Genomic DNA, 12,053 nt, shown 5'->3' with positions numbered 1-12,053 from the left:
TGATGGTCATCGGTCAGGGGGCGGTAACTCCGTGCTCCGCGAGGTAGCCGCGCCACCAACTCATGGCCGCCCTGCGCAGCCTCATCGCTCATGGCTCATGGCTCAGGCGCTGCCCATCCGTGAGAGCTGCGGGCCGATCCGGGGCCGGACCTGCAGCCGGTTCCGGCACCTGCCGCCTGTTGCCGCCGGGTCCGCGGCACCGCACATTGAGGCAGGCGGGCCACATCCCCGCGCCCGGCAGCCCGAGCTGCCGGGCAGAAGACACTGCCGAAGGAAATGTTCATGACAACAGGCACCGTCAAATGGTTCAACGGCGAAAAAGGCTTCGGCTTCATCGCCCCCGACGACGGGTCCGCGGACGTCTTCGCCCACTACTCGGCAATAGCCAGCAGCGGATACCGGTCCCTGGAAGAGAACCAGAAAGTCGAATTCGACATCACCCCGGGCCCCAAGGGCCCGCAGGCGGAGAACATCCGCCCGCTCTGACCGGTCGTCCCCTCAGCAGGAGCACGTCCCGGCCGCTTACGCCCCGGCGGGCAGTGCGTCCGGGATCCGAGGCGTTGTGTTTCCGGCGAAGGTGAATCTGGCGTCGTCGCCTTCGCCGTCCACATCCACCACCACGATGTCGCCGGCGTGCAGCTCCCCGAAGAGGATCTTCTCGGAGAGCTGGTCCTCGATCTCGCGCTGGATGGTGCGGCGCAGCGGCCGGGCACCCATCGCGGGATCGTAGCCGCGGGTTGCCAGCAGCACCTTGGCCGCCGTCGTGAGCTCGATGCCCATGTCCTTGTCCGCCAGGCGCTTCTCCAGCCGGCCGATCATCATGTCCACGATCTCGATGATTTCGTCCCGGGTCAGCTGCGGAAAGACAATGACGTCGTCAACACGGTTCAGGAACTCGGGGCGGAAGTGGGCCTTGAGCTCCTCCGTGACCCGGGCGCGCATACGGTTGTAGCCGGTCCGGGTGTCCGTGCCGGACTGGAAACCGGTGGCCACGCTCTTGGAAATGTCCCGGGTGCCGAGGTTGGTGGTCATGATGATCACGGTGTTCTTGAAGTCCACCACCCGGCCGTGGCTGTCCGTGAGACGGCCGTCCTCCATAATCTGCAGCAGCGAGTTGAAGAGGTCCGCGTGGGCCTTCTCGACTTCGTCGAACAGCACCACGGAGAACGGACGACGGCGGACCTTCTCGGTCAGCTGCCCGCCCTCGTCGTAGCCCACGTAGCCCGGAGGGGCACCGAAGAGACGCGACACCGTGTGCTTCTCCGAGTACTCGGACATGTCCAGGGTGATCAGGGTGTCTTCTTCGCCGAACAGGAACTCGGCGAGGGCCTTGGCCAGCTCCGTCTTACCCACACCCGGTGGGGCCGGCGAAGATGAACGAGCCGCCCGGACGCTTCGGGTCCTTCAGGCCGGCACGGGTACGGCGGATCGCCTGGGACAGGGCCTTGATGGCCTCGTCCTGGCCCACCACGCGCTGGTGCAGCTCGTCCTCCATCTTCAGCAGACGGCCGGATTCCTCCTCGGTGAGCTTGAAGACCGGAATGCCGGTGGCGTTCGCCAGCACCTCGGCAATGAGCTCCTCATCGACTTCGGAGATGTCGTCCATGCCGCCGGTCTTCCAACGGCGCTCCTTCTCCCGGCGCTCGGAGACGAGCTTCTGCTCCTTGTCGCGCAGCGAAGCGGCACCCTCATAGTCCTCCGCATCCAACGCCAGGTCCTTCGCCGTTTTCAGCTCGGCGATGCGCTCATCAAGGGCTTTCAGTTCGGGCGGGGCTGTCATCCGGCGGATGTGCAGCCGGGCGCCGGCCTCGTCAATGAGGTCGATTGCCTTGTCCGGCAGGAAGCGGTCCGAGATGTAGCGCTCCGAGAGGTTCGCCGCGGCGACCAGGGCGCCGTCGGTGATCCTGACGCGGTGGTGCGCCTCGTAGCGGTCACGCAGACCCTTGAGGATCTCAATGGTCTGCGCCACGGAGGGTTCCTGGACCTGGATCGGCTGGAAACGGCGTTCCAGCGCGGCGTCCTTCTCAACATGCTTGCGGTAGTCATCCAGCGTGGTCGCACCGATGGTCTGGAGCTCGCCGCGGGCCAGCATCGGCTTCAGGATCGAGGCCGCATCGATCGCCCCCTCGGCGGCGCCGGCACCGACGAGGGTGTGGATCTCATCGATGAACAGGATGATGTCACCGCGGGTGCGGATCTCCTTCAGGACCTTCTTCAGCCGCTCTTCAAAGTCACCGCGGTAGCGGGAGCCTGCGATCACGGAGCCAAGGTCCAGTGTGTACAGCTGCTTGTCTTTGAGGTTCTCCGGCACGTCACCGCGGACAATCGCCTGGGCCACGCCCTCAACGACGGCGCTCTTGCCCACGCCCGGCTCACCGATCAGCACCGGGTTGTTCTTGGTACGGCGGGAAAGGACCTGCATCACGCGTTCCATTTCCTGCCCGCGCCCGATCACCGGGTCCAGCTTGTTCTCCCGCGCAGCCTGGGTCAGGTTCCGGCCGAACTGATCCAGCACCACGGAGCCGGCCGGGATTCGCTCTAGCTGGCTGCCCCCGCCGGCCAAAGGCTCCTTGCCTTGGCTGCCCGCGAGCAGCTGGATGACCTGCTGGCGGACCTGGTCCAGGTCCGCACCCAGCTTCACCAGCACCTGCGTGGCAACACCTTCACCCTCACTGATCAGTCCCAGCAGAATGTGCTCCGTGCCGATGTAGTTGTGTCCGAGCTGAAGGGCCTCGCGCAGTGCCAGTTCCAGCACCTTCTTGGCGCGCGGGGTGAAGGGGATGTGGCCGGGCTGGGACTGCTGGCCCTGGCCGACGGTCTCCTGCACCTGCTCGCGGACGCCCTCGAGTGAGATGCCCAGGGATTCAAGGGCCTTGGCGGCAACACCTTCACCCTCGCGGATAAGACCCAGCAGGATGTGTTCGGTGCCGATGTAGTTGTGGTTCAGCGTGCGGGCCTCTTCCTGGGCCAGCACCACAACACGTCGGGCACGGTCGGTAAATCGCTCAAACATTTCGCCACGCTCCCGGCTAACACGTACTTTGATGCTACGTGGATGCAGGCCGTATCGGGGGTGTTCACCGGAGGCAAGATATTCGGGGGGGCCAGGTTCCGCGTGGGCCAGAGAATATCCGCCACACCGACCACGCATGAAGACCCGCGGCGGGTCCTTGTGGGGCTCCCCTTCGTCTCCGGCCTCGAAAGGGCCGTTACTTCGGGGGCAGGATATGACAGCAGCTATCTGGAACACGAAAGAGCGGGCCCTCGTTCTTCTCCCGCATCCCGTGGCCTGGCAGTCAACCCATAGCCCTGACGTTGCGTGAACGGCGATCATTTCGTCTTGACTTTGGTGATCTTAGGGCGAGGAGTGAGCGGGGTCCCCACCTTGGGCTGACCGCCGAACGACCAACAAACAGAACGGCCAAACGCCGACGACGGCGCATACGTGCGGGAGAACCCGGCGAACCGCATCTGATGCGAATTCGAGGGTCTGTGAGACCGTTCCCCCGTACGGTGTTTCCCTGCCTGCGGTTCCCCGGGTTTTAAGGTCATTCGGTGAGGTTCAGAAGCTGCAGATTCGTCGATCGCCAGGGCCATCTCCGTTTACCGCACCGTCCACCAGAGGCCCGTCGTTGCAGGGAACTCCGGCGGCCGTTCGCACGTCAAGCGAAATAGTCGTATGTCCAGCACCACCACCGCCTGATCAAGAATCCCCGGGACCGCGGCATCGACGTGATCTTAACAGGCTTCGTCACCCGTATAGCCCTGGACATTCGATGAAGAGTAGATTTTATGTCGCTTTTCAGGTTGACTCAGAGTAGTGTGGATGGTTAACCAGCTTAGGAGGCGGACCATCATGAGCATCGCCACCATCTCAGGTGCAGCCCACGCCAGAACAGCCAGACTCGGCATCCGCGAGATCGTCCGCCGCTTGAATGCTGCCCTGGGTGCCACTCTCGTTGCCGCGACAGCCGGAAGTAAAGACCGGAAAATCAGCTACAAGTGGGCCCAGCAGGATGGGCCCACCCCCAACGACGCTGCCGTGAAACGGCTGCAGTTCGCCTACGCCCAGTGGCTTGTGGTTTCCGAGGCGGAAGGCGAGCATGTGGCACGGATGTGGTTCATTGGCGCCAATCCGTGGCTGGACCAGGACTCACCGATCGATGCCATCCGGGACGACAGGTTCCGTGAGGTGGCCGCTGCCGCGGCCGCTATGGTGGACGACGGGTTCATCGGTTGATCCGGGTCTGCCAAAAGACCGGCCTCGCATTGATTGAAGGACCGGTGACCGCCTACCGTGTGGCCAAGGAATCCTATGGCCCGCTCAGGCCACAGGAGCGGGGGCTGCTGTCCGAGGACCGATCGGGCTGGTACCGCTTCGACACGCCCGGACGGACTGTCTATGCGGCCGAAGATCAGGAGACGGCGTTCCTTGAGGCCCTCTCCTGGGCGCGGATGACAACCCAACACGCGGAGTACCTCAAAAAGACCGCTGCGTTCTTCGGTGAACCGGTAGAGAAAATCCGTGAAGACGTCGAAGACGAGTGGCATGCCAACGGACACATGATCCCCGGCTGGATACCCGCGAACTGGCGCGACGGCCGTCTCGTTTACTCCATGCGGTTTGAATCCGGTTCCTGGGTCGATATTGCCCACGGTGACAGCATCGCGGCCTTGAACGAGGCCTTGGGTAACTTCTTGTACGAGGTCGATGTTCCCGAGACGCTGACCTTGGCCGAGGTAACCGGCGGCCGGCGCGAGGTTACTACCCTCCTGGCATCGTGGATCAGAGACCAGATCCCCGATGACGGATCCTACCCGATGGGCATACGTTTCCCCTCAAAGCACGGTGCGGTAGGCCAGGGGCACGGCTATTGCCGGGCGTTGTGGCTACGCCGCGCCGACGTCGGCCTCGATGATGATCCCGTCAGCGCAGACGCCGGGACGGAGATCCGCCAGGACGACACGGCCTATGACTTCGCATTGAAGCGGCACGGCATCAACTCCCGCTAACGGCGTTTGGCGGCCGCGGCCATGGCAGACCGACCAGCCCAGCTGACGGTTTACACCTCTGGCCACCTCTACACCCATCAGCTCAAAAACCCCCTGCCGACGGTCTTGACGCCCTTTGATTTCGGCTATGGGTTCTGATCAATTAGTCAAGCTGTTTTCCACGCTCAACGTGTGACTGTTTGCCGAGAATCGCGGTTAAATCGCAGGATCGGTTGGCGGTTTCGTTGTCGCTTAATCCGGACGCCGAACGGATGCTTTCCGGGGTGGGCTTAACGGTCACATTCTGGGACTGTTCTGTCTAGGCCGAAGCATCCATGCCCTCCCCTGCGAGGTACCGGTGGACCGTGGCGCGGGAGACTCCGAGCATCTTGCCGATGTCGCCGGCACTGATTCCTTTACCTTTGATCTCCCGTGCCCTGGCGGCAGTAGGGTCGTCGGCTTTTCGGGGCCTGCCCCCGCCTCGGTTGTTGGCCGCTGCCGCCGCGAGTACTGCCCGGTGCGAGCCAGCGAGTACCGGGGCCTTTCCGTCTGGGCCGCGGCCGGGCTGCAGCGGCGGCCGGCCCGGCCGGGCTCTGGGGTTGCGGTTGGTTCCGCAGATCCAGGTTGATGCCGATGAGGACGGTCAGACCGGCGAGGATGAGGCCCACGCAGATGAAGAAAAAGATGCCATACCCGCCACCCCTGGGTAGCCACGACACTACAACTGCAACGGAGCCACCCGCCAACACCATAAGGACAGCAGCAAAAAAACGTCGTAGACACACAGGCCCGGGACCGGCGGAGCTCTGCGACGTCGGGCACGGGCCAACAGCCGGCCGCCTGCGGCCGCCCGAAAGGGTGCGAGCCCCGCGAGCATGCCCTCCGATCCCGGCACCGGTCCGCCCGAGCCGGCACTCCCCCGCGGTGGGTCCGCCGGCACCAGCTGACCCGGTGCTTTCTGCCGGGGTGGCGGTCCGCCGCCGGTGACCACAAGCGCCAGCTGCCACGTGAGGCGGACCGCCCGAACTCCCGCCGGGAACATGTGCCGGGCGAACCGGGGAAGTTCCGGCACTCAATTGAGTAAATGAGTGCCGGAACGGATGCCCTAGGCGGCCAGCGGGGTATCAAACAGCCGTTCCGCCAGCCGGATCAGGTGCTCCGGGGCGTCTGCCTCCTCGCCGTGGTCGCCGTTGCCGAGGAACACGGCGGTCCCGCAGAAAATATCCACCAGATACAATCCGGCTTCGAGCATGAGGTGCCCTGCGCGGATGTTCGGGGGCAGGTTGATGATCTTGCCCTCGGCATTCAGGTAGACGTGCCAGTCCCCGCGGGTGACTGACTCAATGTCTCCCCCGACCAGGCTCTTCAGGGTGTACAGTCCCGCGTCGAGGGTTTCGACGCGGACGGGCTCGCTGAGTCGGGCCGGAACGATCAGTGCAATGCATGTAGTGCTCATTTTGTGTCCTCTATATTGTGAACAACTGAGCGGGAATTCAATCTGTTCCCGGTCTGGCTGGTGCCCTGAGAGCGGCCCGTACCGGGCGTTACTCCTTTACTCATTCGCGTAAAGGAGTAACGCCCGGGTTAGTGGCTAGGAGGTCCAGCCGGGATAAGGAGCCCGGTCCCGACTGGGCAGCTCCGCTGCAGCTTCCGGGAGATCGGCGGGGCCGTGGGCCTGGCCGTTCTTCCACGCGTAGTGCGTAAGCCCGGTGATCGCTTCGAACTGGCCGCGCTGGGCGCGGAAGTAGGCAACTGAGCATTATTCGTTTTCCGCATCAATGTCACGGGATTGTCCGGCTGCACAGCCGGCCCCGTACCGGTTTCACCGGAGGAGCGGGGTTCAGCCAGGCGGCGTACATGTCCCGCGGAACGATCACGGGGGCCCGGTCGTGGACGTGGCCGAGGGAATCGTGCGCCGTCGTGGTCAGAACAGTGCAGCTGAGCAGCCACCGGTGCGGATCGTCCTCCGGCAGGGACGGGTCGGGCCAGAACTCGTACAGCCCGGCGAAGGCCAGCAGCCCGTCCTTCGCCGAGTGGAGGAAATGCGGGATCTTCTTCCCGTCGGCGGTCTTCTCCCACTCGTAGTAGGCCCATCATGCTGGTAGTGGCCGTTATTCAAGTGGTCTGTGTTCGTCGGTGTTTTGATGTCCGGCCTGGGTTGGTTGGTCGTGGGTCCCTGGTGCGTAGCCGGCCCAGGGCGATCCGGCTTCGGCGGCGATCCTGATGGTGCTGGTGTGGTGGTAGCCCAGTGCCTGGGCGAGGACGGGGGCCGGGGCCTGGAGTACCAGGTGTCGTATTGCTGAGGTTCGTCCGCGTTGGGGCGGGATGCCGAGTTTTTGCAGGAAAGCCCGGAGGGTGGCCGGGTGAATTGGCTCTCCGGCGCGTTGTCCTGGGAATAGCCAGCGGGATCCGGGGTTGGTTGCCGTGTCCAGGTTGGGGCGGTTTTCCAGGTAGTTCTGCAGGAGCCGGGCCAGTGGGGCGGGTACCGGTGTTGGCGGATCGCCCAGGCGGATTGTGGTAGTGGTCCCGTCGTTGATGACGTCGCTGGTCGTGAGTCTGACGATGCGTGTTGCCGGTTGGGCGTAGAGCAGGATCAGCAGGCCGGCGATTCTGGAGTGAAGTGGGATGCTCTCCTCGGTGAGGAGGCGCTGGATGGTGCTGATTCTGTGGTGTTGGCTCATCGGAGCCTGGGTCGTTGTCTGGCGGGAATGGGTGGTTAGGACGGGCATGTTGCCGTTCTTCATGCACCAGGTCAGGAATGCGTGGGATGGCCGGCGCGTGGAGTATTTCTCGCTTTGCCAGGCGTCCAGATCGGCTTGCCGGGTGCGGTCGAGGGCAGTGCTGCGGCGGGTGAGCCAGGCCAGGAACGCCAGGGCCTGGGTCTGTTGTTCGCGGGCTTCCTTCGCCGGTGAACCGCCCAACGGGGCTTTGTTTGCTTTGGCCCGTAATTTGCGGAGCTGGTGCCATGTGGCAAAGCGGTGCAGGAGCCGGCCGTGTTCGGGGTCAGCCACGGCGGCCAGATGGACGGCCAGCCACCGTTCGAAGAGCAGGAGTTGCCGGTCCTTGAGGGGCAGGACGCCGCTTTGCATGAGCAGGTCGCGTAGATAGGCGGCGGTTCTCCAGTTGGGCAGTTGTTGGAACGCTTCGTGGGTCAGGGCGAGCCGTCCGGCGGCAAGATCCTCCAGCATGGTCCGGGGCTGGGCGCTCTGGATCCAGCCCAGCCCCAGGACTGGCCGTTGCATGGTCCTTATCTGGTCAAAGAGCGGGATCAGGGGTGGGTGGATGCGGCCGCTGCCATCATCGAGCAGCGTGCTCAGCAGGTCGGTGAGGGTGCATCGTTCGCACAGTCTGCCACCGAGCAATCGTCCTTCGAAGCGGCAACGGTTGCAGAAGAAATCGCGGGTAATTCCTGCACAGTCCCGGCAGGCGGGCGCGCCTGCACTGTCCCGGCCCGGCAGCAGACGCCCGGCACCACAGCCGGGGCAGGGACCGTAGGTGCGGGTGGCCTTGTCCAGGCAGGTCCGGCAGATTGGTCCATCCGACCAGTTCGCCGCCTTGGCGGCCTGTCGGCCGCAGCGGGCACAGGTGCGTATATGCCACCGCTCATATTTCTCGCGGGTGTTGTAGGCCGGGCTCACCGCTCGGGGGTGATCCTGGCACGCTTGGGCCGGATGGTGGAGGCAAGGTCCACGACCGCGGCGCCCGCGGCGGCCGTGCGGCGCGGGGCTACCGCTTCTGCCCGGGTGGCTATCAGCTCGGCGGGGGTCACTTCCAGGATGTCGCAGAGCGCGGCGAGGACCGGCAGCGAGAGTCGCTCGGGGATCTGGGTGACCAGCCGCCAGACCTGCACAGGGGACAGGGCAATACCGCGCTGGGCCAGCAGGGGGGACAGATCCGAGGCAGTGAAGATCCCGCGGGTGGCCATCACCTCGCGCAACCTCCACTGATAACTGACTTGGCGTTTCATTGCGGCTTCCTTTCAAGCTGCAGAGCAGCAGTAATCGTGGTGTCCAGGACCCGGCGGAGAGTCCTGGTGCGGAAATCGGAAGAGACGCAGGTGTAGATCGAGGTGGTGGACGCGTGCTCGTGGCCGACCTGTTCCTGGACGAACCGGGCGTCCCAGCCGTCCTCGATCAGGTGCGTGACGTAGGACCTTCGAAAGGAATGGAAATCCAGCCCCCTGTCCAGGCCAAGGCTGTCCCGGTAGGTGCCGAAGCGGGTGTTCATCTGGGTGAAGCCCACGCGTGCGGAGCGTTCCGAGGGCCATAGTGCTCCGGGCTTGGCCGTCGGGAACAACGGACGGACCTCTTCATTCCATTGCTGCAGGATCTCCGCTGACCAGTCGAAGACCGTCAGCACGCTGCGGCGCTTGGGCGGGGAGCCCTTCTTCGCCTTGCCGTGGCGGACGTAGAGGACGCCGTACTCCCCGAACTCCGGTCCCCGGGGGTTGCGGCCGAAGTCCACCACATCGAGCATCCGCGCCTCGTTGCGGCGCAGACCGAAGGCATAGGCGGTCTTGAAGAGCATCGCGTCACGGAAGGCCGGCAGCCAGCCCTTGCGTCCGAGCCCGCGCACCCGGCCGACCTGTTTATCCGCATGGTCGAAGAACGCCTGCAGCTCATCGCGGGTGAAGGCACGCTTGGCCGGGTCTGCCTCGGCCTCCTGGACATGCACGGCGGCGTTCCACTCATGGACCACCTGCACCGGGTGGGTGCCGAACCGTTTCTGGCAGATGCCGGCCCAGCCGTAGGCGGGGTCGGTAAGGAAGGCACAGAAGGAGCGGATGGTCCCCTGGTAGTTCCGCAGCGTGGAGCGGCGCAGGTTCCGGACCGAGCGCAGATCACCCATCCACTCATCAACCATCTGCGGTGACCAGGCCCACGGGAAGGCATCGGCCTGGCGGGTAAACGCCCGCACCGCCTTCTCGCGGCCCTCGATCGTGGAGAACGCCAGGTTCCGGGCCAGCTGCTGGTTGCGCCAGCCGTCCAACATGGCCGTGAAGACCTGTTCCTCGGGCCGCAGCAACGGCAGACCGCCGACCAGATGCAGGCCCACCGCCCCCGGCGCAAAGCTGTTTCCAACCATCAAAAGCCACCCCTCCGCCGCTTGCATCAGATGAACACATCTTTCATCAGATGCAATCTGATTGCAAACGGGCAGGTCAGGGGCGTTTCCATGGCCGCGCGGGCCCGGGCCGGGAGGCGCACTTGATGGAAATCCCCGGCCCACAAAGAGGCCCTGACCTGCGCGAATGGTGACAGATCCCGGAATGTTCAAACCGAACGCAGTAGTACACCTGATGAAATTGCGGCCAGAACGAACAATGGAACAGGATCCGGCGCTAACGGGCTCGGACTTGTTGCCCTGGTCGCAAAGGCGGCGTCGGCGAAGCCTCGCCGGGCGATGCCTGGAACGCGCGTAACAGTTGTTCTGTTCTGTGATGCCTGTCAGGTCTTGGCTCTATGTTGGGGTTTATGCCGGTTGAGTTCCTCACTGATGTCCAGGCCGCGGCCTATAGTCGTTTCACGGAGCCGCCGTCGCTGACGGAGTTGGAGCGGTGCTTCTTCCTCGATGACACGGACAAGGCGTTGGTCAGCAAGCGGCGCGGGGACTACAACCGGTTGGGGTTCATTATCTTGAGCCGCTGAGGCGGCGTCCATCACGTGCACGACGAGGCCCGGAAATCCACGAGATCTCGTCGTGGATGGGGTTATCTTCTGCTATCCACCACGGATGAGTAGGAGGTTTCGATGCGTGTACAGCGGGTTCTCATGCCCAACTCGGAATTCGAGTCCTGGACGCTGCTTGGCGATGACCACATGCCGGTCGAACCGGTCGAGCGGTTCCTGGCCTATCTGGCGTCGATCGAGAAGTCACCGAACACAATCAAGGCATACGCCCATGACCTGAAGGACTGATTCACCTGCCTGGACAGGCACGGGGGCAGCTGGCAATCCGCGTCGCTGGAGGACGTGGCCGGGTTCGTGGCCTGGCTCCGGCTGCCGCCAGAGGCCCGTGACGGCAGGGTCGCGGTGCTGTCCACGGTGGAGCACCACTGCTCGGCGGCCAGTGTGAACCGCAAGCTGGCGGCGTTGACTTCGTTCTGCGAGTTCCACGCCCGGCACGGGGTCGCGCTTGCCGGGCTGCTGGTCACGATGCAGCCGACGGGACGGCGAGGGGCGGGGTCGGCCACGTCCTACAAGCCGTTCCTGCATCACGTCACCAAGAACAAGCCCGAGCGGCGGCGGACGATCAAGCTGAAGACCGGGCGGCCTCGACCGAAGGTCCTTGCCGTCAAAGAGGTTCAGGCGATCCTGGATGCCTGCGACCACTTACGCGATCGCCTGCTCTTTGCCCTCCTGCTGGACTGCGGGGTGAGGATCGGCGAGGCCCTCGGCCTCCGGCACGAGGACATGGGCATCGCGGAGCGAGCCGTCACCGTCATACCCCGTGCCAACGACAACCGGGCCCGCGCCAAGGCTGGCGTCTCCTCCGCGAGGCACTTGCCATGGCCCTCGGAGAACGCCGCGCAGCCGATATTCGCGGCAGCACCCGCGACACGCCGAGGAAGAAATCCGCAACGATCATCGGACCCTGCTGATGACCACGTCGACGACACTGTCCATAACGAATCACCGCAGGTCAGCGCCATGATCATTTCGTCAGCTCAAGATAAGATTCGCGGTCCAGTTGGCTACCGTGCGCATGTAGCGCCAACCCAGAAGGCGCTTAGCGCCAACGGCTGCACGGATACTACTCAACCCCCGAATCGAGTATCCCCGACGAATGCCAGCGAACTGCGCGCGACGTTGGGTGGGCACCCCGTAGTGCCAAGAACCGGAGACAAGAGTAGACTCCGGTCGTGCGGCCAATAAGGGGTTCATCATGAACGGCTCCATCCATCCACAGGAGATACTGATGCGGCTCCTCCGGGCCTCGTGGGGTAGTACGGGCTGCAGAGTTCGCAGCTAGAGCACCTGCACCGATAACACCTCATAAGGGACACTTCCCATGGAGAATACGGGACATAAAGGCAATTCTGAGCTAAGACGGCGGCACCC

11 protein-coding genes and 2 pseudogenes are annotated in these 12,053 nt (G+C 64.3%); 6 read left to right on the top strand and 7 right to left on the bottom strand.

Going from position 1 to position 12,053, the window contains the following annotated elements:
* Positions 1–282: 282 nt before the first annotated feature.
* On the top strand, positions 283–486 hold the full coding sequence (locus tag ACQCSY_RS16750) for a cold-shock protein (protein WP_427130535.1): 204 nt from the start codon (positions 283–285) through the stop codon (positions 484–486).
* Between the two features lie 36 nt (positions 487–522).
* Here the strand turns inward: ACQCSY_RS16750 and ACQCSY_RS16745 are convergent.
* Positions 523–3,013, bottom strand: a pseudogene (locus tag ACQCSY_RS16745) (ATP-dependent Clp protease ATP-binding subunit).
* An 843-nt stretch (positions 3,014–3,856) separates the two neighbouring features.
* Here ACQCSY_RS16745 and ACQCSY_RS16740 point away from each other — a divergent pair.
* Positions 3,857–4,240, top strand: coding sequence for a hypothetical protein (locus ACQCSY_RS16740; protein WP_427130533.1), 384 nt, complete (start codon positions 3,857–3,859; stop codon positions 4,238–4,240).
* 44 nt (positions 4,241–4,284) lie between these two features.
* Positions 4,285–5,013, top strand: coding sequence for a hypothetical protein (locus tag ACQCSY_RS16735; protein ID WP_427130531.1), 729 nt, complete (start codon positions 4,285–4,287; stop codon positions 5,011–5,013).
* A 298-nt stretch (positions 5,014–5,311) separates the two neighbouring features.
* On the opposite strand, the gene ACQCSY_RS16730 is transcribed toward ACQCSY_RS16735, so the two are convergent.
* From ACQCSY_RS16730 to ACQCSY_RS16705, 6 genes and pseudogenes are all read right to left on the bottom strand, one after another.
* Positions 5,312–5,563 (bottom strand): helix-turn-helix domain-containing protein, encoded by a 252-nt coding sequence (locus ACQCSY_RS16730; protein WP_427135889.1) that lies wholly within the window; start codon positions 5,561–5,563, stop codon positions 5,312–5,314.
* 534 nt (positions 5,564–6,097) lie between these two features.
* Entirely contained in the window at positions 6,098–6,448 is a 351-nt protein-coding gene (locus tag ACQCSY_RS16725; protein WP_427130529.1) for a DUF3846 domain-containing protein, read from the bottom strand.
* Between the two features lie 325 nt (positions 6,449–6,773).
* Positions 6,774–7,070 (bottom strand): annotated as a pseudogene (locus ACQCSY_RS16720) (SOS response-associated peptidase family protein); the annotation flags it as partial.
* 33 nt (positions 7,071–7,103) lie between these two features.
* Positions 7,104–8,354: a hypothetical protein gene (locus ACQCSY_RS16715; protein ID WP_427130527.1), complete on the bottom strand. Its 1,251-nt coding sequence runs from the start codon at positions 8,352–8,354 to the stop codon at positions 7,104–7,106.
* A 272-nt stretch (positions 8,355–8,626) separates the two neighbouring features.
* Positions 8,627–8,959 carry a helix-turn-helix domain-containing protein gene (locus ACQCSY_RS16710; RefSeq protein WP_427130525.1) on the bottom strand — a complete coding sequence of 111 codons (333 nt, stop codon included), beginning with the start codon at positions 8,957–8,959 and terminating at the stop codon, positions 8,627–8,629.
* Positions 8,956–10,077 carry a tyrosine-type recombinase/integrase gene (locus ACQCSY_RS16705; protein ID WP_427130523.1) on the bottom strand — a complete coding sequence of 374 codons (1,122 nt, stop codon included), beginning with the start codon at positions 10,075–10,077 and terminating at the stop codon, positions 8,956–8,958. The genes ACQCSY_RS16710 and ACQCSY_RS16705 overlap by 4 nt, the downstream gene beginning before the upstream one ends.
* Before the next feature lie 389 nt (positions 10,078–10,466).
* On the opposite strand from ACQCSY_RS16705, the gene ACQCSY_RS16700 reads away from it, so the two are divergent.
* The 3 genes from ACQCSY_RS16700 to ACQCSY_RS16690 all read left to right on the top strand — a co-directional run bounded on the left by ACQCSY_RS16700 (position 10,467) and on the right by ACQCSY_RS16690 (position 11,867).
* Positions 10,467–10,640, top strand: a complete 174-nt coding sequence (locus ACQCSY_RS16700) for a DUF4158 domain-containing protein (protein WP_427130521.1) — start codon at positions 10,467–10,469, stop codon at positions 10,638–10,640.
* A 102-nt stretch (positions 10,641–10,742) separates the two neighbouring features.
* The gene (locus ACQCSY_RS16695) at positions 10,743–10,910 is read left to right on the top strand and encodes a hypothetical protein (RefSeq protein WP_427130520.1); all 168 of its coding nucleotides are present in this window, start codon (positions 10,743–10,745) and stop codon (positions 10,908–10,910) included.
* A gap of 54 nt (positions 10,911–10,964) precedes the next feature.
* Positions 10,965–11,867 carry a tyrosine-type recombinase/integrase gene (locus ACQCSY_RS16690; RefSeq protein ID WP_427130518.1) on the top strand — a complete coding sequence of 301 codons (903 nt, stop codon included), beginning with the start codon at positions 10,965–10,967 and terminating at the stop codon, positions 11,865–11,867.
* Positions 11,868–12,053 lie beyond the last annotated feature (186 nt).

The organism is Pseudarthrobacter sp. S9, assembly GCF_050156545.1.
Taxonomy (GTDB): domain Bacteria; phylum Actinomycetota; class Actinomycetes; order Actinomycetales; family Micrococcaceae; genus Arthrobacter.
This window is presented reverse-complemented; position numbering and strand designations above follow the sequence as displayed.